Source organism: Romboutsia sp. LXY-2 (assembly GCF_056171995.1).
This window is the reverse complement of sequence record NZ_JBKFGI010000011.1, coordinates 45,739-72,051: the sequence shown is the minus strand read 5'-3', so window position 1 is coordinate 72,051 and position 26,313 is coordinate 45,739. Positions and strand designations below refer to the sequence as shown.

Here is a 26,313-nt window from a genome sequence, read left to right as displayed (position 1 = left end):
GGGGAACAACAAATGAAACTAAGACGTTCGATGTTATTCGTTCCTGGAAATAATCCTGGAATAATAAGAGATGTTCATATATATAAGCCAGACTCAGTAATGTTTGACTTAGAAGATGCTATTGCTATGACGGAAAAGGATTCTGCAAGATTCTTAGTACATAATATGTTAAAGAACCTTGGAGATTACTACAAGGAATTAGGAATAGAAACAGTAGTAAGAATAAATGGTCTTGCAACAGAATTCTGGCAAGAAGATATAGCAGCTGTTGTATCTGCTGGTGTTGAAGTGATAAGAATACCAATGACTGAATCAGTAGAAGACGTTATGGCAGTTGATGCTGAAATAGAAAAAATAGAAAAAGCTTGTGGAATGGAAGTTGGAACTACTAAGATAATGGTTGCAATAGAAACTGCTCTTGGTGTTATGAACTCTTTCGCTATAGCTAAGTCACCTACTAAGAGACTTATAGGTATGGCTTTAAGTGGAGAAGACTTCGTAACAAGTATGAAAACTACAAGAACTCCAGAAGGTGATGAATTATACGTAGCTAGAGGAATGATAGCTATGGCGGGTAGAGCTTGTGGACTTGAAGTATTAGATACAGTTTATGCTGATGTAAACAATGATGAAGGATTCTTAAAAGAAGCTAACTTAATAAAGAGAATGGGATTCGGTGGTAAGTCACTTATACATCCAAGACAAGTTGAGTTAATACATGATGTTTACACTCCAAGTGATAAAGAAATAGCTAAAGCGAAGAAAATCGTTGATGCTACTGCAGAAGCTTTAAAGCAAAACTTAGGAGTATTTACAGTAGACGGTAAAATGGTAGATAAGCCAATAATAGAAAGAGCTCAAAGAGTTTTACAACTTGCAGAAGCTGCAGGTGTTTTAGTTGGAGGTGACTGTTAATGCAAGCTAAAAGAGTAAGTACTGATATGTTAAAAAACATAAAAGGATATGAAAATAGATTAGCATACGATGCTCCTTTCACAAATGTTAGCGCTGATAGAAAAGTTGCAACTGACAGTGAAAACATAAAAGAACAAGTAAGAAGAGATAAATTAGTATCTTCTTTAAAAGAAGCAATCGAGAAATGTGAAATAAAAGATGGAATGACAATATCTTTCCACCACCACTTTAGAGCTGGTGATAAATTATTAATGCAAGTTGTTGATACATTAGCAGAAATGGGAATCAAGAACTTAAGAATAGCAGCTAGTTCATTAACTAGTGCTCATAATGGTCTTGTTGCTCACATTGAAAACGGTGTAGTAAACAGATTAGAAACAAGTGGTATAAGAGGTAAATTAGCTACAGCTGTTTCTGAAGGTATACTTGGAGAAAACCCTGCTGTTATACGTTCTCACGGAGGTAGAGCAAGAGCTATAACTTCTGGAGATGTTAAAATAGACGTTGCTTTCTTAGCTGCATCTTCAGCTGACTGTATGGGTAACGCAAACGGTGTAGTAGGAAAATCTATATGTGGAGCTATGGGATACGCTAAAGTTGATGCGGCTCATGCTGAAAAGGTTGTAGTAGTTACTGATACATTAGTACCTTATCCAAACTTCCCACAATCTATACCTCAAACTCAAGTTGACTACGTTGTAGTAGTTGATGAAGTAGGGGATTCTAATGGAATAATGTCTGGTGCTACTAGATTTACAAACAACCCTAAAGAGTTATTAATGGCTAAAAGAGTTTTAGAAGTAATGAAGGCATCTGGATTATTCGTAGATGGATTCTCTATGCAAACAGGTTCTGGTGGAGCATCACTTGCTGTTACTAGATTTGTTAAAGAAGAAATATTAAAGAGAAACATAAAGTTAAGTTATGCATTAGGTGGAATAACTGCACCAATGGTAGACTTATTAGAATCAGGACTAGTTGATCAATTATTCGATACGCAAAGTTTCGATTTAACTGCAGCTGAATCTGTTGGAAGAAATGAAAAGCACGTTGAAGTAAGTGCTGACTTCTACGCTTCTATAGGAAATAAATCTGCAGCAGTTAACAAGTTAGACTTCGTTATACTATCAGCTTTAGAAATAGATACAGACTTCAATGTTAACGTTATAGCTGGTTCTGATGGAGTTATAAGAGCTGCATCTGGTGGACACAGTGACACAGCTGCAATGGCTAAAATGTCAATATTAGTTGCACCACTTACAAGAGGAAGATTAGCAACTATAATAGACAAAGTTACTACAGTTGTTACTCCAGGAAGTACAGTTGACGTAGTAGTTACTGACTACGGTGTAATAGTTAACCCAAGAAGAACTGACTTAATGGAAAAGTTTGCTGAAGCTGGAGTTAAGATGATAACAATGGAAGAAGCAAGAGCAATAGCTACAAGATTACTAGGAACTCCAAAAGAAATAGAGTTTACAGATGAAGTTGTAGCAGTAGTTGAGTACAGAGATGGAAGCATAATAGATACTATTAGAAAAATAAAAAGATAGTGTTTTAGATAAATAGAAATAATTTTAAGTTTTTTAGTCAAACGGGCATGGTATTTCAAATGGATATTGCCATGACCCGTGCGAAATTTTTCTGATTATCAGTTAGGAGAAGGATTTGCTTCTCATGACATGATATATATATTTTAATTTAATGTATTATAATAACATCATAGGAGGAAACGACATGGCAACTTTAAGCGCTAGTCAAGCAACGAAAAAACAAACTTTAAAGTTCTTTGGTATGCCTTGGTACATATTTGCTGCAGTAGCAGGAATAGTATTCATAGCTACATTTGGTGGTTACTTACCAAACAACACAATAGGAGCATTTGCCCTACTTTACACATTAGGAATAATATTTGGATTTATAGGGGATAGAATACCTGTATGGAACACTTACATCGGTGGTGGTTCAATACTTGCATTCCTAGGTTCTGCTTATTTAGTTTATATTGGTTTAATACCAGAAGCTGCAATAGAAACAGTTAAGATATTCATGGATACAACTGACTTCTTAGATTTATTTATAGCAGTTTTAATAACAGGATCTATATTATCAGTAAATAGAAAATTATTATTAAAAGCTTTCGCAGGATACTTACCAGCAATAATAGCTGGGGTTGTAGGAGCTATAGCTTTAGGTATGGTTGGTGGAATGATATTTGGTGTATCTCCAGCTGACATTGCAACAAGATACGTATTACCTATAATGGGTGGTGGTACTGGTGCAGGTGCTATACCGATGGCAGAAATATATGCAAACGCTACTGGAAATGATCCAGCTCAATGGTTATCATTCGGTCTATCAATATTAACAATAGCAAACATAATAGCTATAATGGCGGCTGGTGTACTTAATAAATTAGGTACTACTAAAGCTGGTGCAAAGTTTAACGGAAACGGTGAGTTAATAAGAAATGCAGAAGACTTATCTAAGTTAGAAGATACTGTAGAAATAAAAGTTACTGCTAGAGAAATGGCTGTAGGTTTAATATTATCTTGTACATTCTATGTATTAGGTAACATATTATCAAAAGTTATACAAATACCAGAATTCGTATTATTTGGTTCAACAGTTAAGATAGACATACACAGATTCGCTTGGATGGTTCTTTTAGTTGCAACTGCAAACGTATTAGGAGTAATACCAGCAGAATTAAGAGAAGGTGCTAAGAAGTTACAAGGATTCTTCGCTAAGCAATTCTTATTAGTTATAATGGTTGGTGTTGGTATAGCATTAACTGATTTAGGTGAATTAATAGCTGCATTAACATTAGGAAATGTTGTAATAGCTGCATTCATAGTTGTAGGAGCAATAATAGGTTCTGGATTAGTTGGTTGGTTAGTAGGATTCTACCCAATAGAAACAGCTATAACTGCTGGATTATGTATGGCAAACAGAGGTGGTTCAGGAGACTTAGCAGTTCTTGGAGCAGCAAAGAGAATGGAATTAATATCATTCGCTCAAATATCTTCTCGTTTAGGTGGAGGATTAATGCTTATAATCGCATCTGTAGTATTCGGTATATTCGCATAATAAATATATAAATAAGAGGCGTATGTAGTATAAACTTGTGGCTTGCCGCTTCGGGGCTATATATCAGTTCCCTTCCAAGCAGGCCAAGTTCGGGCCTGCAAATGGAAGATGATCTGATATATTTCCCCTACGCTGGTGCACCGCATGGTATATACTACAACAGCCTCTTTATTTTATATTGTGGAAACAGTAGGTAGGGATAATTTATCTTTGTCGAAGGTTATAATAAGTATTATTTAGACCTATTATAAATTGATAGGTTAAGCTATAGTTTTCAATGTGTTTTGTAGATGTGTAGAATGGGTATTTAATAATTAGAAAGATAAATAAATGATTTTAAATGTTTAATTTATATATTGTGGGTAGAAGTTTTGGTGCCATTTTTAGCAAATTTTTATTGGGAGGTTGTACCATGGCTAAGAAGAATAAACAGACTAATAAGGAACTTATGAAAGAGGCTAGAGAAGAAGGATTATTTAAGGAAGCAGAGGAGTACTCTAAGAAAAAATATGTTGTAGCAAGTATATCAGATGGTGTTTTAATGGCTATTATAGTATTCTTAGGGGTTATAGTATTCACTATAACTAATCACTTCTTTGGTGTATAAAGAGAGGTTTTAAGATGTATTTTAATGTAGAGAGTGTAAATTTAAGATCAAGTTATGAAGTTAAAGAAGTAGAATCTTTTTTAAAGAGATTTGATTTAAAATATGATGATGTTGATTACAGTGTGGTAATAAAAGAAAATGATGAGATAATAGCAACATGCTCTAAAAAGGAAAACATACTTAAGTGTTTTGCTATAGATGAAAACTATCAAGGTCTTGGATTATCAAACAACTTAATATCTAAGGTAACTGAAAAATTATTCTTAGAAAATAGATATCACAGTTTTATATTTACTAAGCCAGAGAATCAATATTTATTTGAAGGTTTAGCATATAAAAATATATTTACTACTGATAAGGTAAGTTTATTAGAAAGTGGTAATAAAAATATAAACAGTAGTTTAGATAAACTAAAAAAAGCTTATGCTATAGAAGATGATAAAAGTTATGCTGCTATAGTAATGAATTGTAATCCATTTACTTTAGGTCATAGATACTTAATAGAAAAAGCAAGTAAAGAAAATGAAAATGTAATAATATTTGTTGTAGAAGAAGATAAGTCAGTGTTTCCATTTAAAGTTAGATATGATTTAATCAAAAAAGGTACATCTGATTTGGAAAATGTTACTGTAATACCTGCAGGAGAATATGTAATTTCATCTGCAACATTCCCAAATTATTTCTTAAAGAAAAACGATAATGTATTAAAAGAATATACAAAGTTAGATGTTAATGTATTTGGAAAGTACTTTGTTCCAAGATTTAATATAGTTAAAAGATATGTAGGAAGTGAACCTCATTGTGAAGTGACAAATATTTATAATGAAGCTATAAAAGAAGTTCTTCCAAAATACAATGTTAGTGTAGAAATAATAGAAAGAAAAGAAATAGAATCTGATGCAATAAGTGCTTCAAGAGTAAGAAGATTATTAAAAGAAGATAATATTAACGCAGTTGAAAACCTAGTACCTAAAACTACATTAGATTTTTTACTTAGTGAGGAAGGTGAAAAGGTAATAAGTACACTTTAAAGATACTTTTGCCGATAGTATGGAAAATAGTATGTTAATAGAAGAATTTTTATTTGATAGAGAAAAAAGAGTAGCACATCAAGAAGAATTAATGAGAAATAACAAAGATAAAACTTTAGTTACTATTAGAGTTAATTACCCTGGAATCGAAAAATCAAATTATATAACTGATGATATAGTAAACATAATATATAGCGATATAATAACTTATCATGATAGATATATAGTTTATAATGATAAATATAAAAATAGAGAAGGATTAGTCTGTCATTTACTATTTGATGTAGATTTTGTAAGAATCAAAAAACTTATGATAGATATAGAAGAAAAGCATCCACTTGGAAGATGTGTAGATATTGATGTATATACTTTTAAAGATGAAAAAGTTATAGGAATATCACGTTCACATTTATATAAAGCTCCAAGAAAGTGTTTTATATGTGATTTAGATGCAAAAATATGCTCTAGAGCACAAAGTCATACAATAGAAGAAATTAAAGAGTACTTTAATGAAGTATATAAAAAATATATAGATTCTCAAAAAAAAAGAGAATCAGTATCATACCAAACTTCTCAGTTATCTCTTAAGGCGCTTATTAGTGAGGTTTCAACTTTTCCCTCATTTGGTCTAGTATCTCCAGTAAGTGCTGGATCACATAAAGATATGGATTATTATACGTTTTTAAATAGTTCTGTGGCGATAGTTCCTCATTTGAAGGAAATGGCAAGTGCAGGATATAGCTACAAAAATCCAGAAGACATTTTTGCTGCAATAAGAAAAATAGGAATAATCTGTGAAGAAGATATGTTTAAGGCTACTAACAATATAAACACCCATAAAGGAATGATATTCTTAATGGGAATTTGTATTAGTGCAGTAGCGAAAAACTTGTATGAAGGCAAAAGCTTCGAAAATATTAAAGAAATCATTATAGATATGGTTAAAGATATTTTAGATGATTTTGAAAATCTTCATGAAAAAGAAAAGTTAACTCATGGAGAAAAACTTTATTTAGAGCATGGCTTTACAGGTATAAGAGGGCAAGTTAAAGATGGATTATCTGTAATATTTGATAATATAATACCTAAATACGAAAATAGTATTTTAAGTGGCAATAATCTGTACATACAAATATTAATTAGCCTTATGGCTGTAGTAGAAGATAGTACAGTGGTTTATAGGAAAGATATTGAGACCTTAAAGAAGGTTCAAAGTGATGCTAAAATACTTTTAGAACTAGGTGAAACTGATATATTAAAACAAGAACAAATGATAATAGATTTAGAAAAAGAATATATAGAAAAAAATATTAGTCCAGGTGGATGTGCTGATTTACTTGCTATAAGCATATTCATGTTGGATATTAAAAATAAATACTATAAAAATAAGCCAAACTTCTAAGTAAGATTGGCTTATTTTTTACATAATAATATAGCAAAATATCCTTTAGTAAATTTAAAACTTTAGAAATATATTTTGAAAACTTTATATAGTTTTATCTAGAATCAAAATGGTAATAAACTAAACAAATATGACATTGGTAAGACAACAATAAGAGAAGGTAGCATATTAATAATATCGTAAGTCTTTATTTTACTAATCTTTATCCCTACAGCAAAAGTAATAATCCCACCTAAAGCTTTAAAATCACCAATCATCGCTTCAGATAAAAATGGAATAAGTGTAGAACCAATGATAAACAACAATGTTCCTATTATAACTTGTGGAACAGCAATAGCACCAATTAAATATCCTACAATAGAACCAAAGATTAATGCTGTAAAGAAGTCTAATATAGATTTGGTAATAAGTACAGAGTGATCTCCGCTTATAGCAGAATCCATTGCTCCCAATATACCTGTACCACTAAAGCAAAAAAGAATTATCATACTTATTGATATATCAATATGCTCTTGAGTCATTTCATTTCCAGGCAATTTGCTTTCGATTTTATAAAGACTTACAGAAAGTAGTTTCTCTAAATCAAGAAATTCTCCAATTATTGTCCCAATTATTAATGCAAGTATTACAGGAGACAAAGAATCAAACTGAATAATTAATGATAAACCTAAAGCCAAAGCAGCAAGACCAAAAACATTAGTCAAAGCTTTAGATATTTTTTCGGGAATCCAGTGTCCAATAAATGCACCTAAAGTACCGCCTAATAAAACTGAAAAACCATTTACTAATACACCAACAGGCATATAGTTTCCCACTTTTTGTTTAATATGTATATATTTACATGTTTATATTACCGTATTAATAATTGTATTACAATATATAATTAAATTTTATAATAGTCATAGCATATAAAATATAATTTTTATTAATAAATAGTTTGATTATGAAAATTATTAGTATTATAATATTATTAATTATTAAATAATAAAAAATATTTTGTTATAAAATAGAGGTGCATATGAGAGTACTAAAACATGCCATATTAGGTTTTTTAGATAAATGCCAGATGTCTGGATATGATATAATGATGGAATTTAAAGAGCGTGAGATAGGACAATTTTGGAGTGCGAAGCATAGTCAAATTTATCCTGAATTGAAGAAATTATTAGACGAAGGTCTTATTGAATATCACATAGAAGTTCAAGGGACGAAACTTGAAAAAAAGGTATATTCTATTACGGAAAAAGGAAGAAATGAACTAAAAATTTGGCTATCTAAATTAGATGAGGATATTATTACACCTAAAGATGATTTTATGTTAAAGGCATATTTTGTGTCTTCGATTTCTAAAGAAGAAGCAAAACTTATTTTTGAAAATAGATTAAATCAGCATAAGGTGAAAAAGTATCATTTAGAGAATACGTTTAATAAGTTAGTAGAAGAAAATAGCCCAATAAAATATGGATCAGAAAACTTTGGACATTATTTAGTTTTAAGTAGAGCAGTAGAACGTGAAAGAACATATGTAAATTGGCTTGAAGAATCTATTAAATTATTCTAATTTTAAAAATATAATACTTAATAAAAAGTCTCTATTATATGATTGCAATAGAGACTTTTTACATATAAGGAATTTATAATGGGTCATAATTGATGTTAATTATTAATAACAAAGTAATTAAATAATTCATTTTTATTTGGGGAAAATAAATTGTAACTTATGCACTAATGTAAATAATTAAAAGGAAGTGAGTAAAATATGAAAACTCCAGATAATAATAAAAATGAATTAAAGTTTTTCAATATGCCATGGTATATATTTGCTACTGTAGTAGCTATAACGATTTATGCAGTTTATGGCGGGTATTTACCAGGAAATAGCTTAGGAGCATTTGCAATGCTTTATACATTAGGAATAATATTTGGATACATAGGGGATAGGATACCCATATGGAATACTTATATAGGTGGAGGATCAATACTTGCTTTTTTAGGGTCAGCATATTTAGTTTATATTGGTCTTATTCCAAACCATGCAATAGAAACAGTAAAAATATTTATGGATACTACAGATTTTTTAGATTTATTTATTGCAGTACTGATAACAGTCTCTATATTATCAGTAAATAGAAAACTACTATTAAAAGCTTTTGCAGGCTATCTGCCAGCAATATTAGCAGGATTAGTTGGAGCAGTAATCTTAGGTATATTAGGAGGATTAATTTTTGGAGTAGCACCAGCAGATATTGCTACAAGATATGTTCTACCAATAATGGGTGGAGGAACAGGTGCAGGAGCGATACCAATGGCAGAAATATATGAAAGTGCAACAGGTAATGATCCAGCAGCCTGGCTATCCTTTGGATTATCTATATTAACCATTGCAAATATTATAGCAATAATTGCAGCAGGTCTATTAAATAGATTTGGAAATTCTAAAAATGGAGAAAAGTATAATGGTCATGGCGGATTAATACGAAATGCAGATGATATTTCTCAGTTAGAAGATAAAGAAGACGTTGTTGTGACACCAAGAGATATGGCTGTTGGGTTAATATTATCCTGTACTTTTTATGTTTTAGGAAATATTTTATCAAATGTAATAAAGATACCAGAATTTATGTTATTTGGCTCATTATTAAAAATAGATATTCATAGATTTGCATGGATGGTAATTATGGTAGCCTTAGCTAATATTTCTGGATGTATACCAATTGAGCTAAGAGAAGGTGCAAAGAAGCTACAAGGATTTTTTACAAAGCAATTTTTACTAGTGATAATGGTTGGTGTAGGTATTGCTTTAACAGATTTAGGAGAGTTAATAGCTGCTCTTACAATCGGTAATGCTGTAATAGCTACCTGTATAGTTTTAGGTGCTATTATTGGTTCTGGTGTGGTCGGATGGATGGTGGGTTTTTATCCAATTGAGACGGCAATTACAGCAGGACTTTGTATGGCAAATAGAGGAGGTTCAGGAGACTTGGCAGTACTTGGAGCAGCTAAGAGGATGGAGTTAATATCTTTTGCCCAGATATCATCTAGATTGGGTGGAGGATTAATGCTTATTATAGCATCTATAGTGTTCGGTATATTCACATAATAAATACACAAATAATAGGAGTAAGAATTTACAAGTGATTGATATAAAATAGCACAATGGTTAAAGATGAAAATACGAATTAAATATATTATGAAACAAAAGTGATAGGAGCATATGCTCCTATTTTTTGATACATGGATAAATATGCTATAATTATCTATATAAAATAAAAAGGGAGTAAGTTAAGAGATGATAAAAGTTAACTTCTATACTTGGGATGAAATAAATGATTGTGATTTACTTTTTGCTGTAATAGTATCAAGATTTGAAAATAAATGGATTTTGTCAAAACATAAAGATAGATCAACTTGGGAAATTCCAGGTGGACATAGAGAAAAAGATGAAGAAATAAATATTACTGCATCAAGAGAACTTCAAGAGGAAACTGGAGGAAGAAAATTTAAACTTCAGCCTGTTTGCATTTATTCAGTTACAAAAGAAGACAAGGATATTACAAAACATCCAGTTTCAACTTTTGGAGGTTTATATTTTGCAGAAGTAACTGAACTTGGAGACTTACCAAATCTTGAAATAGAAAAAATTCAACTCTTTGATGAATTGCCAAGCAATTTAACTTATCCAGAAATACAACCATATTTATTTGATGAAGTACTTAAATATATTAGTAAATAAACTTTATACAATGTCTTATGCTACAATAAAATTAATATAAATAAGATATTAAAAGGAGAGAATTTTATATGGGATGTTTGATTTGTGAAAGAATAGAAATGATTAAACAAGGAACTAATCCATATTTTGTTATAGAACTAGAAACCGGGTATGTAGTAATAGGGGATCATCAACACTTCAAAGGATATACTTTGTTTTTATGTAAAGAACATATTACAGAATTACATAATTTAAGTCACAATGTGAAAATTAAGTACCTTGAAGAGATGAGTATAGTAGCAGAAGCTGTATATAATGTATTTAAACCAGAAAAGATGAATTATGAATTATTAGGAAATGGAGATGCTCATGTTCATTGGCATTTATTCCCAAGAACTGAGGGGGATACACCTCAAAGAGGTCCAGTATGGTGGCTTCCAAAAGATGAAATGTTTGATGATAGCAAGTGCCCTAATAGCAAAGAACTTAAGGAAATGGTAAATAAACTAAAAATAGAAATAAACAATTTATTAGAAAGATAATAATGGGAATTATTAGAGAAGAATAGATTAAGGGCGGTAACTTATAATGGATAAAATTTTAAATAAATCTGATAATATTATTTTAAGATATACTGAAATAAATGATTTAGATTTTGTACTTAATGCAGAACGTGAAGAAGAAAATGCTCAATATGTAGGACAATGGAGTAAAGAACAACATATAAACTCTTTATCAAATAAAGATATTCTTCATATAATCATAGAAGAAGCGAAGTCTAATAATCCGGTAGGGTACTTAATTTTAGCCGGAAAAGAAAATATAAGTAATAATATTGAGTTTAGAAGAATTGTAATATGTGAAAAGGACAAAGGCTATGGAAAGGAAACTTTGAGATTAGTTAAAGAGCTTTCTTTTGAAAAGTTAAATGCCCATAGGTTATGGTTAGATGTGAGATTAAAAAATAAAAAAGCGCAAAATCTTTATAAGTCTGAAGGATTTAAAGAAGAAGGAAATTTAAGAGAGTGTGTACTATATAAAAATAAATATGAATCTTTGATTGTAATGTCAATTTTAGAAAATGAATATTTTAAAAGATAGTAAGAATATAAAAATGTAAATTATTAGAGTAATAGAAAAAATATTACTCTTTTTTACTATTAGGATTATTATAGGAGGGAATAGAATTGGTTGAAATAGGATGTTTAGCAAGATTTTTTAATAGATATAAAGATGAAGTGGAATTTGCAAGAAAGAACAACTTTGATTTTATGCAATTGTGGTACGATAATAGAGGTCTTTGCTTACATAAAGATGACGAAGATTTTATAAATACTATAAAGAATTATAATTTTTCAACTATAATACATGCAGTTTTAAATATAAATGAATTTAATGAACATGTACCAAAGCTATTAGAAATACTTAATAAACTAGAACAAAAAGAATTAATAATCCATCCAATTTGCAAAAATGAAGTTATAGATGAATTCACTTTGGATAAATTAGATGAATGTATCAAATTTGCATTAGAGATACTTAAGCCATATGGAATAAAAGTATTTTTAGAAAATAATAGTAAGTTAGATCCAATATTTACAGATGCTAATGAGATAAAAAAGATTTTTGGCCAAAATAAAGATTTAGAGTTTGTATTAGATATAGCACATATTGATAATATTAATCATTTAAGAGATATGGTAAGCTATAAAAATCCAAAAATCTTACATATAGCTGATAAGCACTTTAATGTAATTCATGAACATTTACCTATTGGGCATGGTGAAATAGACTTTGAATATATATTTAAAGATATATTAAAGAATTATGAAGGTAAAATAATATTAGAAATAGTAAATGTAGATTTAGATATAAAAAATTCAAAAAGAATCATAGAAAATATTATTAAATCTAATTAAATTTATCAATAAATTAAGATAAAGAATTTTAAAATTAAATAACAAATTCATATATAACTACTACTGTTTGGGGTAACATTACTTTTGCAAAAAGGAGATTATAATGAGTGATTATATAAAATGGATAAGAGATAAAGTAGGAAAAGAAACTATAATTCTTAATTTTTCAGGAGCTTGCATTATTAATGAAAATAATGAATTATTACTACAAAAAAGAAGTGAAAAGGATGATATCTGGGGCATTCCAGGTGGTGCGGTAGAAGTAGGAGAATCTATTGAAGAGTCTGCAATTAGAGAAATTAAAGAAGAAACAGGTTTAGATATTAGCTTAGAATATTTAATCGGAGTTTATTCAAAGTATTTTATTGAATATCCAAATGGTGATAAAGCTCAAAGTATATGTTATTTTTTCAAAGGAAATGTAGTAGATGGAGACTTAAATATAGATGAAAAAGAAACCTTTGATTTAAAGTATTTTGCAAAAGATAAGTTACCAAATATATTTGTTCAACAACATATAGATGCAATTGAAGATTTTTATAATGATAAAAAAGGTGTTTTTAAATAGTTCTGCTATAATTACATTATAATGAACATAAAAAGGGGGCGATTATTATTTATTATGAATTTAATAGATTTTATATAGACTTAATTAATGATGAAGACTTAGAGGACATTGTAAACATATATAATTCTAATAAACTTTTTCTAAATAGTCACATTAATAAAGAAAGTATAAATAAAGATTGGGTAAATAGTGAGCTAGATATAATGAAAAATGAAGGTTTTTCGTCATGTAAAATAGTTGAAAAAAACTCCAATAAGATAATAGGTTTTATTGACTTTAAATTAGAAAAAGAAACTTATCTATCACTTTTTATGATAAACAATAATCTTAGAAATCAAGGAATAGGGAAAAAAGTTTATGAATTATTTGAAATGTATATAAAGTCTTGTAATAGCAATAAATTAAGAATAGATGTTGTAACTAATTATGATAAAAATGTACTAGACTTTTGGACTAAAAATGGATTTAAAAGTATAGAAAATATAACTTTAAATTGGAACGAAAAAGTATTACCAGCTGTTGTTATGAAGAAAGACTTACAATAAATCAATAATGGGGGTGAGATAAATGGATTTTCCAATATTAGAAACTAGTAGGCTATATTTAAGAAAAATTACTAATGAAGATGCAATTGATATATTTGAATATTTATCTAATGATATAGTTACAAGATATTTAGGCAAAGAATCATTAAATAACATAATAGAAGCTTATGAATTAATAAATAAAATAAATAATAACTATCTTGAAGGTAGAGGTATTAGATGGGGAATAGTTTATAAAGATAGCCAAAAGTTAATTGGCACTATGGGATACGATGGAATACATATGAAAAATAAAAGAGCAGATATAGGCTATGATCTAAACTCAAGTTATTGGAGATTAGGATATGCTACAGAAGCGATTAATGAAATAATAAAATTTGGATTTAATGAACTAGAATTAAATAGAATAGGCGCAGTGGCATTTTTAGATAATACAGCTTCCTTAAGTTTACTTGGAAAAGTAGGATTTACAAAAGAAGGAATTTTAAGAGAATATATTATACAAAATCATATACCAAGAGATACGGTAGTATTTTCATTATTAAGAAAGGAGTAGAAAATAAGTTGTTTATAAAGGGGGAGGAATCCAATGTTTAAGGATATGTTTATATTTTTTAATAAAAATAAAAACATTGCATTTATATTAATAGGATTAATTACTATACTTTTTTCTAGATATATCCGTGGGTTTCTTGGAGTAGATTTTGGAAATAATGATATTAATTTATTATTAGATGCTATATTTGGCTTAGCACTTGTGATGATTGGCTTACTTTATAAATTTAAAGAAGTTAGAGAGGATAATGAAGAATTATAATATCGATATAAAGAAGCTATAACATATTAGATTAATTAATTAAATAATCATTTTAGCATGAAGGGGAGATTATATTGGAGAAAATATTAATTTTAGGTGCAAGTGGATTAGTAGGTAGAGCTTTGTGTAATGAACTAAAAAATGAATATAAAGTTTATGGTACATATAATAATAGAGAAGATTATGTTGAAAATGTTGAAATGTCAAAGTTTCAAGTAGAAGACTCTATAAAAATAAAAGATATACTAAGTAACATTGAACCTAAGAAAATAATAATGTCACTAAGAGGAGACTTTGAAAAGGAGCTTGAAGTTGTAAAATATGTAACAGAATACTCGAAAAAAACTAATGCAAAAATATATTATATATCCACTTGGAATGTTTTTGATTCACATCAAAATAAAGTATACAATGAAAATGATGAAAGATTATCTGACACAGAGTATGGTAACTTCAAAATAAAAGCAGAAGACTTTTTAATGAATAATATAAAAGATAATTGTACAATATTAAGACTTACTATGATATGGGGGAAAAACTCTCCAAGATTAAATAAACTTAAAAGTAGTTTAGAAAACAATGAACCAATAGAAATTACTACTAACTTGTTCCTAAACAATAATAGTGATGAAATACTAGCAAAGCAAATTAAATATGTTTTAGATAACTATTCTAGTGGAATATTCCATTTAGGAAGCGCTGATGAAATTAGCCAAAAGGACTTTGTAGAATCTATAGTAGCTAGATTAGGATATAAAGACGTAAACTTTGATGAAACTACTTATGGAGATGGCAAGTGCATTTGTATGCTAGGAATAAGTGATAGACTACCAAAGGAGCTACAAGTCTCTAACAAAGATATAATTAATAATATATTAGAGTATGAAATAGAAGCTATAAATTAAATAGGGACTGTAAGTAGGTTTATATAAAAGTAAACTTACCTACAGTCCTAATATTTATTTTTCACCAACTACAACCTGCCAATGTCCGAAGCTTCCATCATTAATTAAGCTTCCCCATCTAAATTTCTTAGCCAAAACATCACCTTTTTTTACTGAATTATAATAGTCATCATCAACTTTAATACTAATAACTATATCATTAATACTATCTTTAAGATGCTTCTTAACACTAACAGTAGTGTGAGTTTGCCTAATATTTAAAGATAAAACTTTATCTGTAGAGGTATTTAACTCCAGATTTTCAGCACTTTGATTTATTTTGTTTTTAACAGTAATCTTCCAACTGCCAACAGTACCTTCAGTAACCAAACTACCAAATCTAAAATTATCTGCTAGTATAGTTCCTATTTCTACACTATCAAAATAATTTTTACTTACAGGTATTTTAAATTCAAAGGCATTTATAGCATCCTTAATGTATGTACCTAAAGAAAAGCTTAAATGGTTTTGTTTCACTTCAATTTCTAATACATAGGGGCTACTGTTAACAAAATCATTGTTCAGAGCTTCAATCTCATTTTTATTACCTTTAATCAAAGATGATACACCAAGTAAAATAATTCCAATAATAAATAGTGAAACTAATGTTTTAAATATTCGTCCTTTTTTTCTATTCATAATATACCACCTATCATTAACTAAATAATAATGTTATTATACTTTATTTACAATAACATGTGTTAACTTGATTATAAGATTATTAAATAATGAAATGAATAGTATCTGTAGCCAAAAAGTGTTTATATATAAATAGTAAATTTTAATCAATAGAGCAAATAAAGTTTAAGTAAAAAAATATTCATATATGATAAAGATAATAAATAGTACAGAAATAATTGTATTAATAACCTCAATGCCTTTTATTGTTTTATCATTTATCTTGAAGTTAATCAAATAGTTTAAAAGTATAGGAACTGCATACTTTTTTGTAAATATATAAATAAATATAATAAAACCAAGTTCAATAGAAAGAAAAGCTATAGATGCATCTTCATCTATAAATTCAAACAAACCAAATTTAAGTAAAATATAAATAATTAATAAGAAATACTCATAAATAGTATAAGTTAAAAATTTATATTTATCATATCTGATGAAATACTTTTCGTAGAAATCAATATATTCAGTTTTATTAATTTTATCTAAGACTTTTTCTTTTTCTATAAAATCATATTCATTATTGAATATTCCAACCTCAACAACATACATAGTAATATCTTCTCTATTTATATTATTAGAATAATGTGCTGATAGCTCAGTTACATCTTTATATACTTTTACTATTCTATAGGCATCCCTATGTACTACATTTATTAGATTTTTGTTATAACTTTACGGATGTCATCACTTTCTTTAACTATTGCTTTTGTAAAATATCCGCCATCATGAAGCAATATCTTATCATCTTGGTTTTTAATAATTATTCCTATTGTCCTAATACTCACGATACTCCTCCTTCTCCATAAGATGTTTAATTGTATATATCTAATTGTACACAAGAACAAGCAAAAATGCAGTTTCAAATGCAAAATTGTAGAATAATGAAGTAAAAAAGAAAAATTTGAAACATCAAAAAGCCACGAAGAACACCAAAAGAACACTTGTGGAAATGTTGAAATTTAAACGTTTTCCTGAATAGTTTAAAAAAACTGACAATTCAATATTGAATAATAATTTAACATATTATAAAATTAATTTGGGATACAAAGTAAAATGATTGTATACTCTTAATATTTTAGTGTATACTGGGATACTGAGTATCTTACACATCTAAATTCAAAAGGGGGAAATGGTTATATGGCATCAATAAGTGCTAGCGGATCAAACAAAAAGGAATTAAAATTCTTTGGTATGCCTTGGTACATATTTGCTGTTGTAGCAGGTGTTGTATTAATAGCAACAATGGGAGGATATCTTCCAAATAACACAATCGGGGCATTTGCTTTACTTTACACACTAGGAATAATATTTGGTTATATAGGTGATAGAATACCTATATGGAATACTTATGTAGGTGGAGGATCTATACTTGCATTTTTAGGTTCAGCATACTTAGTATACAAAGGATTAGTTCCAGAAGCAGCAATAGAGACAGTAAAGATATTCATGGACACAACAGACTTCTTAGATTTATTCATAGCAGTATTAATAACAGGATCAATTTTATCAGTAAACAGAAAGTTATTATTAAAGGCTTTTGCAGGATATTTACCAGCAATTATAGCAGGGGTTATAGGTGCAGGCGTATTAGGTATAGTTGGAGGACTATTATTTGGAGTAGCTCCATCTGATGTAGTTACAAGATATGTATTACCAATAATGGGTGGTGGTACTGGTGCAGGTGCAATACCAATGTCAGAAATATATGCAAATGCAACAGGAAATGACCCAGCTCAATGGTTATCTTTTGGTTTATCAATATTAACAATAGCAAACATAATAGCAATAGTTTCTGCTGGAGTACTTAACAAATTAGGTACAACAAAATCTGGAGCTAAGTTTAATGGAAATGGTGAATTAATAAGAAAAGCTGAAGATATTTCTAAATTAGAAGAAAAAGTAGAAGTAAAAGTAACAGCGAGAGATATGGCAGTAGGTTTAATATTAGCTTGTACATTCTATGTATGTGGTAACATTTTATCTAAAGTATTAGTTATACCTGAGTTTACATTATTTGGTTCAGTAGTTAAGGTTGATATACATAGATTTGCATGGATGGTTATATTAGTAGCTACTTGTAACGTATTAGGTGTAATCCCAGCTGAATTAAGAGAAGGTGCTAAGAAGCTACAAGGATTCTTTGCTAAACAATTCTTATTAGTAATAATGGTTGGTGTTGGTATAGCACTTACAGATTTAGGAGAATTAATAGCAGCATTTACAATAGGAAATGTTGTAATAGCAGCATTTATAGTTATAGGAGCAATAATAGGTTCTGGAGTTGTTGGTTGGTTAGTTGGATTCTTCCCAATAGAAACAGCTATAACAGCAGGACTATGTATGGCAAATAGAGGTGGTTCTGGAGATTTAGCAGTTCTTGGAGCAGCAAAGAGAATGGAGCTTATATCATTTGCACAAATATCTTCTCGTTTAGGTGGAGGATTGATGTTAATTATTGCAAGTATAGTATTTGGAATATTTGCTTAAAAAACTTATCAATAAAATATAAATATAAATTGATAAAAAATATAAAAAGATATTAATAGTTAATGTATTATATAAATATTTCTATAGAGGGTATCGTAGTATAACGAGACCAAAAGTACTTTATGCTGGAATGAGGTTTCGTTCCAGCTTTTTTAATTACGAGGGTGTTATAATACTTGTATATATTAATAAAATGTTATATGGTATATTAGTATCATTTTTAGAATTATAGTTATGCATCATAGAAACTCAGTGAAGAAGAGTGACAACCTGCTGAGAGCTGGCGGTGTCGGGAAGAATTTAAAAGGATACTTTGAAAATTCTATTCCTTTTATGATTTGCGAAAATCATAATGAATGGTAAGAGCCAAAAGAATAAGTCAGTTTGCCAAACTTTAGTGCATATAAAAGTAATAGCCTTGTGGTGGCTGTAATAGACGCCTCAGTGAGGAATAATCCAACGGGGTATAAGTGTGGTACCTTATATGACACTGGAAATACCAAATAAAGCCATTTGTCTTGAAACAGAGAAATCTGCGTATAACACAAGAACTATGTTGAAGTAGCCTTAGGACAAAGATAGATGATTTAAACTTCTGAAAGTTAGGTTAAATTTATGAGTAATCATTCTCATGTAGGATATGGTACTTTGTACTGGGATAAGAAGCTTAGGGTCGCTCCCAACAGCTCAGACTTATCTCCCTAGTGACTGAATATATATGAAACTTTTGTGAGGTACAGTGAAAACTGTCTATGATGTATAATTATAACTCTAAAATCATATCTAAATAAAAAGGAGTAAGTTGTGACTATGTATATCAATAATCTCAGCTTGCTCTTTTTATTTTTATTATTTCTAATCTTAAGTCTAATATTTGAATAATTTTAATTAACCATACTCTAAAAATACACTAAAAATATAATATTTAGTAGTGATTCATTAAAACATAGGATTTCAACGTTTAATTATATCATTTTAATTATTGATAAAAAAAAAAAGATGTACTACTATTAATGGATAATAATGTATAACTATTTTGGTAAACTATATAAAAATCAAAATAGAAAATAAAAACTTAAGGTGGAATTATGTATAAAATAATAAATTTATCTACATATGAATACGATATGAAAAGATTTGATAATGACACAAAAAATATAAATGACTTTTTAAATTCTAATAACATAGATGGAATTGAGCTATTTGGAATATCTTCATATAGTGATGGAATTATACCTAAAGATAGAGTAAAAGGTGTTCATTTGAGACACTATCCTATGTGGTTAGATTTTTGGAATAATAAAGAGGGTATGCTAGATGATTTTAAAAGCTTAGAAGATATTACAAGGTTCTATGGAGGAAATGATAAAAAATCAATAATTAATGAATTTAGAAAAGAAATAAAGCTTGCAGAAAAACTAGAAGCTGAATATGTAGTTTTTCATGTATCAGATGTTAAATTAAAACATTGCTTTGATTATAAATTCACCTACACAGACAAAGAAGTAATAGATGGAACTATTGAAATGATAAATGAGATTTTTAAAAATCTAGATACTAATATTGCTATACTTTTCGAAAATTTATGGTGGCCTGGGCTTAGGTTGGTAGATAAGGAATTAGTAAAATACTTTATCGAAAATATCCAATATGAAAACAAAGGTATAATGTTAGATACAAGTCATTTGATAAACACAAATTTAGAAATAAATAATGAAGAAGAAGGCATAGATTATTTAATAGATACTGTAAACAACTTAGGTGAATTGAAAAAATATATAAAAGGAATTCACTTAAGTAAGTCAAATTCTTCAGAATATGTAAAAAGCCAAATATGTAAATACAATGAATTAGAGCTAGGATTAGATGAAATGAATGAAAAAATAATATATCATGTTATGGAAATAGATCAGCATAATCCTTTTGCAAATAATAAAATAAAGAAGCTAATAGATATAATAAATCCAGAGTATTTAGTATATGAATTTATTACATATTCTATAGAAGAACTTAGAGATTTTATCATAATACAAGACAAAGCACTAGGTTTATACAAATAAAATTAATATGAAAACTAATAAAATGTAAATATTAAATGATCTAGCAGAAAATAATGAAATAATTAAAAATAATAAAAATTAAAAAAATACAGTAAAAAAACTTTAAAAATAGTTGACATTTTTTTACTAAATCAATAAAATAAAAATAAGTTACACAACGGGGTGTAAATTATTGAAGCAATGGCGCTCTTTAAGAATAGTTATTTGATGAAGCTTACTATCTTAAAGGGCTTTTACTATATTAGAGGTGATTAATTAGTTGAGGATTATTGTTGCAAGTAATGAAGTTAATAGAAGAGACGAAGTTAAAAAAATCTTAAATGAAGTTGGCTACAAGGTGGTAGCAGAAGCTTTAGATGGATTTGATGCAATAAAAGTTTGTAGACAACATAATCCAGATGTTATTTTGATGGAAACAAATTTGCCTTTATTAGATGGAATTAGTGCAGCTCAGATAATAAACAACGAAGATATTTCTGGCTCTATTGTATTTTTAGTTTCTAAAATAAATAAAGACACAATTAATAAAATCAAAATTGTGGGAGCAAGGGGTTGTGTTTCAAATCCTATCAATAAAGATTTACTTATTTCTACTCTAGAAATAGCAGCCTATACAGGTAAAGAGTATAGAAAGATTAAAAAGGAAAAAGAATCAATTGAACAAAGATTTGAAGACAGAAAAGCAATAGACAAAGCAAAAGGTATACTTATGGTAAATGAAAATCTTACAGAAGATGAAGCTTATGCTAGAATAAGAAAGTATAGCATGGAAAAAAGAGTTACTATGAGAGAAATATCAGAATTTATTATTGTAAGTTATAAATTTAAAAGTTAATATTCACAGTTACAAGGTAGTAATCTGTATAAAAGCAACGGAGCTTAAAAATATTTCACATATATTTTTAAGCTCTTTTTTACGTACAAGGATATTATGATAGTTCATATTGAAGACTATGATATCTCATAATTTATTTTGAACACATGCACAAAGTTATAATAATATACATATAACTTTTTATGTCAAACATTAAAAATCATTGGAGGAATAAAACATGAAGGAATTACTGTATGTAATAGAAGCAAATAAACACTCAGATAAAGAAATAGTAGATATATTAAATAGAAATAAAAATATAAGATTTGTATCATTAATGGGGGTAGACCTTGGTGGAAATGCTACAGATGAAAAAATACCAGTTGAGTTATTAATAGATGATATAGAAGGTTTCTTAGATTCGGGAATACAAACAGATGGTTCAAGTGTTGAACTAAATGAAATAGCAACATTAAATGATGCAAAGGTAGATTTATTCCCAGATAGCAACGTTAACTGGTATATAGATTATAATTATGAATATATAGATGATTTAACTGGATTACCAGTAGGTACATTAAAAATACCAGCATTCTTACTTCATAATGGGGAAAAAGTATGTTCAAGAGGAATATTAGAAAAATCAGTTAATTATTTTAAAGAAACCTTAAGAGAACTTATGGTAGAACATCCTCAAATAATAAATAATTTAGGAATAGAAAGCATTGAGGAAATAGACAACATAGTATTAACAGCAGCAACAGAATTAGAATTATGGGTAAAAACTCCAGAAGATAAGGCGGATTATGAGAAATTATATGTTTCACAAACCTTAAAAGAGCAATACTGGAAAAGAACTCATGGGGTAATAAGAACGGCTTTGGAAAAATCTTTAAGGGTTTTACAAATGATGGGAGTAGAACCAGAGATGGGTCACAAAGAAGTTGGGGGAATAAATAGTTCGGTTAGTATAGATGGAAATATAAAACATGCTATGGAGCAATTAGAAATAGACTGGAAATACTCCTCACCTCTACAAGCAGCGGATAATGAGTTAATAATAAGAGAAGTTGTAGAAGATATATTCACTTTACATGGTCTTAGAGTTAAGTTTCAAGCTAAGCCACTTCATGGGGTAGCAGGAAGTGGAGAACATACACATGTAGGTGTAAGTGTAAAACTTAATAATGGAAAGATGAAAAACTTATTTGCACCTAAAGTAATGACTGAAGATTACATGAGTGAAATAGGATATGGAGCTTTAATGGGAGTACTTAGAAACTATGAAGTATTAAGCCCAATAGTAACTTCTTCAAATGATGCATTTAACAGATTAGTACCAGGATTTGAGGCACCAGTTTGTATAGTTACATCTCTAGGTCATAGATATGATGCTATAGCAAGAAATAGATCAATATTAATAGGACTAATAAGAGACTTAAATAATCCAATGGCAACTAGATTTGAGTTAAGATCTCCAAATCCATTATCAAATACTTATTTAGTAATAGCTGGATTATATCAAACAATGTTACATGGTATCAAAGCAGTAGCTGAAAGTGGTCTTACAACTAAGGAATTAGAAAAAGAAATATCTAAAGAAGTTGGAGACGATAGCTTCTACTTAGATAAATTTAGAGCATACAGAGATGAAAATGATGTATTTGAACACTATACAGAAGAAGAAAGAAATTTAAGATACGCTAAGCCACCAGCAACAGTATATGAAAATGTTAAGAATTTCGAAACATATGAACATAAGTTAGAGTCGCTTAACCAAGGGGATGTATTTACTGAAAGAACATTAGATTCATTTAAGGCAGGGATACTAGACAGATGGCGTACAGAGTTAACATATAGAATAATTCAAAATAACATGAAAATCATAAAAGATTGTAAAAAAATTCATGAACTAGATAATATGGATGCGCTAGACGAATTACACTGGAATAACATAAACACATTAAGAAGATATTTAATGAAAGATACTATGACAAACAAGTGTCTATTTACTCAAATAAAAGAAGCGCTAGAATGTGGAGATTATGAAGTAGCATCGAATCTTCAATTAGAAATGAATGATAAAATGAATGAGTTACAAGAAAGATATATTTTATATAAGAAAAATATATTCTAAAAATTAGTCTCAAATTTAATCACTTTTTTATATGTATAATTAAGGGGAATAAAAAAAGTGAGGCGATTTAATTGGCTAAAAAAGTATTTTTAGGAGTAGGCCATGGAGGCAGTGACTCCGGTGCAGTAAGTGGTAGTTATAAAGAAAAAGAAATGAACTTAGAGATGGCACTTGCATGTAAATATGAACTAGAAAGACATGGAGTAGAAGTTAAGATGTCTAGAATTAGAGATGAAAATGACCCTGTAATTGATGAAATAAGAGAATGTAATGTATTTAATCCGGATTTAGCAGTAGATATCCATAATAACTCAGGTGGAGGAGATGGATTTGAAATATTCTATTATAGTGGTGGAGGAATATCTAAAGTATTAGCTAAAAATATTGAAGAAGAAGTAAAAAAAATAGGACAAAATTCTAGAGGCCTAAAAACAAAATTAAACAGTAGTGGAAGCGACTATTTTGGGTTTATTAGAGAAATAAAAGCGCCTTCAGTAATAGCAGAGGGAGTATTCTTAGATAATAAAACTGATATGACCATAGCTGATACTAAAGAGAAACAACGTAAATTTGGTGTTGCTTATGCAAAAGGTATATTAAAGACACTAGGTATAGAATATAAAGAAGTAGGTTCAGGAAACAATGATTCAGAAAAATATTACAGAGTTATAGCAGGTTCATTCACTATAAAACATAATGCAGAAAAGCTTATAGAAAAATTAAAAGACAAAGGATATAGTACATTCATAACTACTTTTAACAAAGATGGAGTAAATTACTATAGAGCAGTTGCTGGAAGCTTTAAGGAAAGAGAAAATGCAGACAAACAAATTGAAAAGCTTAAAAAAGATGGTTATGATGCATTTATAGAAATTTTTGAAAAATAAATATATACATTTTTCGACAAATATGTTAGAATATTTTTAACAAATAAATAGTACCTTTAAACCAGTTCAGAGAAGCTGGCAAGGTTTTCGGAAGAAAATTATTAAAAGAATTACTTAAGATAAAAAGATGGAAGCTAAAGTATAATTAAAAGTTAAATTATACTTTAGAATAATATCTTAACTATAGCTCATACCTAACGAAACCTCTTGCCTAGCAAGAGGTTTTTTGTTATATGTGAAATAATATTAGTTATTAATTAAAAGAGTAAATAGTAACATCTTAAGTAAATCTTTAATAGGTACTTGTAATATAAAGGAGATTATTATGAGTAAAAAACACCAAGATCACGATTTTTCATTAGAGGCGATACCTCAAAATGCTAAGAAAGGTTTTGTATCAATGCTAGTTGTTATGCTAGGGTTCACATTCTTCTCAGCTAGTATGTTAGCAGGTGGAACATTAGGAACATCATTAAGCATGGATAAATTCTTAAGCGCAGTATTTTTAGGAAACTTAATATTATGTGGATACACTGGACTTTTAGCATATATAGCAGGAGACACAGGATTATCTACACACTTATTAGCGAGATATTCATTTGGAGAAAAAGGTTCATATCTAGTATCATTCTTAGTTTCAGCAACACAAGTTGGATGGTTTGGAGTTGGGGTTGCAATGTTTGCAATACCAGTTTCTAAGGTAACAGGAATAAATGTAGGAATACTAGTAGCTGTATCAGGTATTTTAATGACAGCAACAGCTTTCTTTGGAATGAAGTCTTTAACAATATTAAGTATGATAGCAGTTCCATCAATAGCAGTACTTGGAGGATTATCAGTAAACTTAGCAATAGGTGATGTTGGAGGATTACAAGGGTTACTAGCAATAGAGCCAACAGGAACGATGACTATGAGTGCAGCCCTTGCATTATGTGTAGGAACATTTATAAGTGGAGGAACTTTAACTCCAGACTTTACAAGATTTGCAAAAGATAAAAAGACTGCAGTAAGTACAACAGTTATAGCATTCTTAATAGGTAACTCTTTAATGTTAATCTTTGGAGCAGTAGGTGCAATGGTTACTGGGCAAGCAGATATAGCAGAAGTAATGTTTTTACAAGGTTTAATAATACCGGCAATAGTAATACTTGGACTTAACATTTGGACTACAAATGATAATGCTTTATATGGTTCAGGACTTGGATTTGCAAATATAACTAAAAAGCCGAAAAGTATGATGGTTATAATGAATGGTATAATAGGAACAGTACTTGCAATGTTTTTATACAACAACTTCATGGGATGGCTAAACTTACTAAACTCATTTATACCAGCAACTGGAGCTGTAATAATAGCAGACTACTTTATAGTAAATAAGTGTAACTATACTGATTTTAAATATGCTAGATTTAAAAATATAAATATAAATGCTATAATAGCTTGGATAGCAGGTGTTATAGGAGCATTTGTTCTTCCAGGAATAACTCCGCTAAACTCGGTATTAGTGGCAATAGTAATATATGTAGCAGGAACAAAATTAACAAATAAAAAAAATCAATCAATATTCAGTAATGATACAGCAAAGAAAGCTGCATAATTATCAAGATTAATAAAGACTAGATTGATAAGGTATTTTAGAAAAGTAAATTATTTTATCAATCTATATTAAATATAAATTTGGTAGCTAGCAGTAATAA

General features: G+C 28.9%; 27 protein-coding genes. 23 read left to right on the top strand and 4 right to left on the bottom strand.

Going from position 1 to position 26,313, the window contains the following annotated elements; all coding sequences use genetic code 11:
* Positions 1-12: 12 nt before the first annotated feature.
* From ACI48P_RS16315 to citG, 6 genes are all read left to right on the top strand, one after another.
* Complete coding sequence (locus tag ACI48P_RS16315) at positions 13-915, top strand: aldolase/citrate lyase family protein (protein WP_475217658.1); 903 nt, start codon at positions 13-15, stop codon at positions 913-915.
* Positions 915-2,468, top strand: a complete 1,554-nt coding sequence (gene citF / locus ACI48P_RS16310; protein WP_475217656.1) for a citrate lyase subunit alpha — start codon at positions 915-917, stop codon at positions 2,466-2,468. The genes ACI48P_RS16315 and citF overlap by 1 nt, the downstream gene beginning before the upstream one ends.
* Positions 2,469-2,652: 184 nt before the next feature.
* Positions 2,653-4,005, top strand: a complete 1,353-nt coding sequence (gene citS, locus ACI48P_RS16305; RefSeq protein ID WP_475217655.1) for a citrate/sodium symporter CitS — start codon at positions 2,653-2,655, stop codon at positions 4,003-4,005.
* A gap of 412 nt (positions 4,006-4,417) precedes the next feature.
* Positions 4,418-4,612: a hypothetical protein gene (locus ACI48P_RS16300; RefSeq protein ID WP_475217653.1), complete on the top strand. Its 195-nt coding sequence runs from the start codon at positions 4,418-4,420 to the stop codon at positions 4,610-4,612.
* A 14-nt stretch (positions 4,613-4,626) separates the two neighbouring features.
* Complete coding sequence (citC, locus tag ACI48P_RS16295; protein WP_475217652.1) at positions 4,627-5,643, top strand: [citrate (pro-3S)-lyase] ligase; 1,017 nt, start codon at positions 4,627-4,629, stop codon at positions 5,641-5,643.
* Between the two features lie 31 nt (positions 5,644-5,674).
* Positions 5,675-7,045, top strand: coding sequence for a triphosphoribosyl-dephospho-CoA synthase CitG (citG, locus tag ACI48P_RS16290; protein WP_475217650.1), 1,371 nt, complete (start codon positions 5,675-5,677; stop codon positions 7,043-7,045).
* A gap of 104 nt (positions 7,046-7,149) precedes the next feature.
* On the opposite strand, the gene ACI48P_RS16285 is transcribed toward citG, so the two are convergent.
* The gene (locus ACI48P_RS16285) at positions 7,150-7,848 is read right to left on the bottom strand and encodes a DUF554 domain-containing protein (protein ID WP_475217648.1); all 699 of its coding nucleotides are present in this window, start codon (positions 7,846-7,848) and stop codon (positions 7,150-7,152) included.
* Between the two features lie 215 nt (positions 7,849-8,063).
* On the opposite strand from ACI48P_RS16285, the gene ACI48P_RS16280 reads away from it, so the two are divergent.
* The 11 genes from ACI48P_RS16280 (at position 8,064) to ACI48P_RS16230 (ending at position 15,511) form a co-directional block, all read left to right on the top strand.
* Entirely contained in the window at positions 8,064-8,606 is a 543-nt protein-coding gene (locus ACI48P_RS16280; protein ID WP_475217647.1) for a PadR family transcriptional regulator, read from the top strand.
* A gap of 198 nt (positions 8,607-8,804) precedes the next feature.
* Complete coding sequence (gene citS, locus ACI48P_RS16275; protein ID WP_475217645.1) at positions 8,805-10,145, top strand: citrate/sodium symporter CitS; 1,341 nt, start codon at positions 8,805-8,807, stop codon at positions 10,143-10,145.
* 189 nt (positions 10,146-10,334) lie between these two features.
* On the top strand, positions 10,335-10,778 hold the full coding sequence (locus tag ACI48P_RS16270; protein WP_475217643.1) for an NUDIX hydrolase: 444 nt from the start codon (positions 10,335-10,337) through the stop codon (positions 10,776-10,778).
* A 68-nt stretch (positions 10,779-10,846) separates the two neighbouring features.
* Complete coding sequence (locus tag ACI48P_RS16265) at positions 10,847-11,299, top strand: HIT family protein (RefSeq protein ID WP_475217641.1); 453 nt, start codon at positions 10,847-10,849, stop codon at positions 11,297-11,299.
* 46 nt (positions 11,300-11,345) lie between these two features.
* Positions 11,346-11,858, top strand: coding sequence for a GNAT family N-acetyltransferase (locus ACI48P_RS16260; protein ID WP_475217639.1), 513 nt, complete (start codon positions 11,346-11,348; stop codon positions 11,856-11,858).
* 86 nt (positions 11,859-11,944) lie between these two features.
* Positions 11,945-12,676 carry a TIM barrel protein gene (locus tag ACI48P_RS16255; protein ID WP_475217637.1) on the top strand — a complete coding sequence of 244 codons (732 nt, stop codon included), beginning with the start codon at positions 11,945-11,947 and terminating at the stop codon, positions 12,674-12,676.
* Positions 12,677-12,779: 103 nt separating this feature from the next.
* Positions 12,780-13,244, top strand: a complete 465-nt coding sequence (locus tag ACI48P_RS16250) for an NUDIX hydrolase (protein WP_475217636.1) — start codon at positions 12,780-12,782, stop codon at positions 13,242-13,244.
* 203 nt (positions 13,245-13,447) lie between these two features.
* Positions 13,448-13,789 carry a GNAT family N-acetyltransferase gene (locus ACI48P_RS16245; RefSeq protein ID WP_475217634.1) on the top strand — a complete coding sequence of 114 codons (342 nt, stop codon included), beginning with the start codon at positions 13,448-13,450 and terminating at the stop codon, positions 13,787-13,789.
* A 22-nt stretch (positions 13,790-13,811) separates the two neighbouring features.
* Positions 13,812-14,345, top strand: a complete 534-nt coding sequence (locus ACI48P_RS16240) for a GNAT family N-acetyltransferase (RefSeq protein WP_475217632.1) — start codon at positions 13,812-13,814, stop codon at positions 14,343-14,345.
* 33 nt (positions 14,346-14,378) lie between these two features.
* Entirely contained in the window at positions 14,379-14,606 is a 228-nt protein-coding gene (locus ACI48P_RS16235; protein ID WP_475217630.1) for a hypothetical protein, read from the top strand.
* A gap of 74 nt (positions 14,607-14,680) precedes the next feature.
* The gene (locus ACI48P_RS16230) at positions 14,681-15,511 is read left to right on the top strand and encodes a sugar nucleotide-binding protein (protein WP_475217628.1); all 831 of its coding nucleotides are present in this window, start codon (positions 14,681-14,683) and stop codon (positions 15,509-15,511) included.
* A 54-nt stretch (positions 15,512-15,565) separates the two neighbouring features.
* On the opposite strand, the gene ACI48P_RS16225 is transcribed toward ACI48P_RS16230, so the two are convergent.
* From ACI48P_RS16225 to ACI48P_RS16215, 3 genes are all read right to left on the bottom strand, one after another.
* Positions 15,566-16,189 carry a hypothetical protein gene (locus tag ACI48P_RS16225; protein ID WP_475217626.1) on the bottom strand — a complete coding sequence of 208 codons (624 nt, stop codon included), beginning with the start codon at positions 16,187-16,189 and terminating at the stop codon, positions 15,566-15,568.
* Positions 16,190-16,354: 165 nt separating this feature from the next.
* Positions 16,355-16,780, bottom strand: coding sequence for a hypothetical protein (locus ACI48P_RS16220; RefSeq protein ID WP_475217625.1), 426 nt, complete (start codon positions 16,778-16,780; stop codon positions 16,355-16,357).
* Between the two features lie 104 nt (positions 16,781-16,884).
* Positions 16,885-17,016 carry a hypothetical protein gene (locus ACI48P_RS16215; RefSeq protein WP_475217624.1) on the bottom strand — a complete coding sequence of 44 codons (132 nt, stop codon included), beginning with the start codon at positions 17,014-17,016 and terminating at the stop codon, positions 16,885-16,887.
* Between the two features lie 352 nt (positions 17,017-17,368).
* On the opposite strand from ACI48P_RS16215, the gene citS (ACI48P_RS16210) reads away from it, so the two are divergent.
* The 6 genes from citS (ACI48P_RS16210) to codB all read left to right on the top strand — a co-directional run bounded on the left by citS (ACI48P_RS16210) (position 17,369) and on the right by codB (position 26,213).
* Positions 17,369-18,718: a citrate/sodium symporter CitS gene (gene citS / locus ACI48P_RS16210; protein WP_475217622.1), complete on the top strand. Its 1,350-nt coding sequence runs from the start codon at positions 17,369-17,371 to the stop codon at positions 18,716-18,718.
* 1,088 nt (positions 18,719-19,806) lie between these two features.
* Positions 19,807-20,778: a TIM barrel protein gene (locus tag ACI48P_RS16205; protein WP_475217620.1), complete on the top strand. Its 972-nt coding sequence runs from the start codon at positions 19,807-19,809 to the stop codon at positions 20,776-20,778.
* A gap of 259 nt (positions 20,779-21,037) precedes the next feature.
* A complete protein-coding gene (locus ACI48P_RS16200; protein ID WP_475217618.1) occupies positions 21,038-21,613 on the top strand; it encodes an ANTAR domain-containing response regulator in 576 nt (191 codons plus the stop codon).
* 217 nt (positions 21,614-21,830) lie between these two features.
* On the top strand, positions 21,831-23,729 hold the full coding sequence (locus ACI48P_RS16195) for a type I glutamate--ammonia ligase (RefSeq protein WP_475217616.1): 1,899 nt from the start codon (positions 21,831-21,833) through the stop codon (positions 23,727-23,729).
* Between the two features lie 71 nt (positions 23,730-23,800).
* Positions 23,801-24,616 (top strand): N-acetylmuramoyl-L-alanine amidase, encoded by an 816-nt coding sequence (locus tag ACI48P_RS16190; protein ID WP_475217615.1) that lies wholly within the window; start codon positions 23,801-23,803, stop codon positions 24,614-24,616.
* Positions 24,617-24,941: 325 nt separating this feature from the next.
* Positions 24,942-26,213, top strand: coding sequence for a cytosine permease (codB, locus tag ACI48P_RS16185; RefSeq protein ID WP_475217614.1), 1,272 nt, complete (start codon positions 24,942-24,944; stop codon positions 26,211-26,213).
* Positions 26,214-26,313 lie beyond the last annotated feature (100 nt).

Bases quoted from the DNA above. Each gene is read 5' to 3' on its own strand.
- ACI48P_RS16265 (WP_475217641.1), top strand. From the start codon at position 10,847: ATGGGATGTTTGATTTGTGAAAGAATAGAAATGATTAAACAAGGAACT.
- citS (WP_475217655.1), top strand. From the start codon at position 2,653: ATGGCAACTTTAAGCGCTAGTCAAGCAACGAAAAAACAAACTTTAAAG.
- ACI48P_RS16280 (WP_475217647.1), top strand. From the start codon at position 8,064: ATGAGAGTACTAAAACATGCCATATTAGGTTTTTTAGATAAATGCCAG.
- citS (WP_475217645.1), top strand. From the start codon at position 8,805: ATGAAAACTCCAGATAATAATAAAAATGAATTAAAGTTTTTCAATATG.
- ACI48P_RS16260 (WP_475217639.1), top strand. From the start codon at position 11,346: ATGGATAAAATTTTAAATAAATCTGATAATATTATTTTAAGATATACT.
- ACI48P_RS16285 (WP_475217648.1), bottom strand. From the start codon at position 7,848: ATGCCTGTTGGTGTATTAGTAAATGGTTTTTCAGTTTTATTAGGCGGT.
- ACI48P_RS16315 (WP_475217658.1), top strand. From the start codon at position 13: ATGAAACTAAGACGTTCGATGTTATTCGTTCCTGGAAATAATCCTGGA.
- citC (WP_475217652.1), top strand. From the start codon at position 4,627: ATGTATTTTAATGTAGAGAGTGTAAATTTAAGATCAAGTTATGAAGTT.
- citS (WP_475217622.1), top strand. From the start codon at position 17,369: ATGGCATCAATAAGTGCTAGCGGATCAAACAAAAAGGAATTAAAATTC.
- ACI48P_RS16205 (WP_475217620.1), top strand. From the start codon at position 19,807: ATGTATAAAATAATAAATTTATCTACATATGAATACGATATGAAAAGA.
- ACI48P_RS16300 (WP_475217653.1), top strand. From the start codon at position 4,418: ATGGCTAAGAAGAATAAACAGACTAATAAGGAACTTATGAAAGAGGCT.
- ACI48P_RS16245 (WP_475217634.1), top strand. From the start codon at position 13,448: ATGAAAAATGAAGGTTTTTCGTCATGTAAAATAGTTGAAAAAAACTCC.
- citG (WP_475217650.1), top strand. From the start codon at position 5,675: ATGTTAATAGAAGAATTTTTATTTGATAGAGAAAAAAGAGTAGCACAT.
- ACI48P_RS16195 (WP_475217616.1), top strand. From the start codon at position 21,831: ATGAAGGAATTACTGTATGTAATAGAAGCAAATAAACACTCAGATAAA.
- citF (WP_475217656.1), top strand. From the start codon at position 915: ATGCAAGCTAAAAGAGTAAGTACTGATATGTTAAAAAACATAAAAGGA.
- ACI48P_RS16270 (WP_475217643.1), top strand. From the start codon at position 10,335: ATGATAAAAGTTAACTTCTATACTTGGGATGAAATAAATGATTGTGAT.
- ACI48P_RS16235 (WP_475217630.1), top strand. From the start codon at position 14,379: ATGTTTAAGGATATGTTTATATTTTTTAATAAAAATAAAAACATTGCA.
- ACI48P_RS16250 (WP_475217636.1), top strand. From the start codon at position 12,780: ATGAGTGATTATATAAAATGGATAAGAGATAAAGTAGGAAAAGAAACT.
- ACI48P_RS16240 (WP_475217632.1), top strand. From the start codon at position 13,812: ATGGATTTTCCAATATTAGAAACTAGTAGGCTATATTTAAGAAAAATT.
- ACI48P_RS16225 (WP_475217626.1), bottom strand. From the start codon at position 16,189: ATGAATAGAAAAAAAGGACGAATATTTAAAACATTAGTTTCACTATTT.
- ACI48P_RS16220 (WP_475217625.1), bottom strand. From the start codon at position 16,780: ATGTATGTTGTTGAGGTTGGAATATTCAATAATGAATATGATTTTATA.
- codB (WP_475217614.1), top strand. From the start codon at position 24,942: ATGAGTAAAAAACACCAAGATCACGATTTTTCATTAGAGGCGATACCT.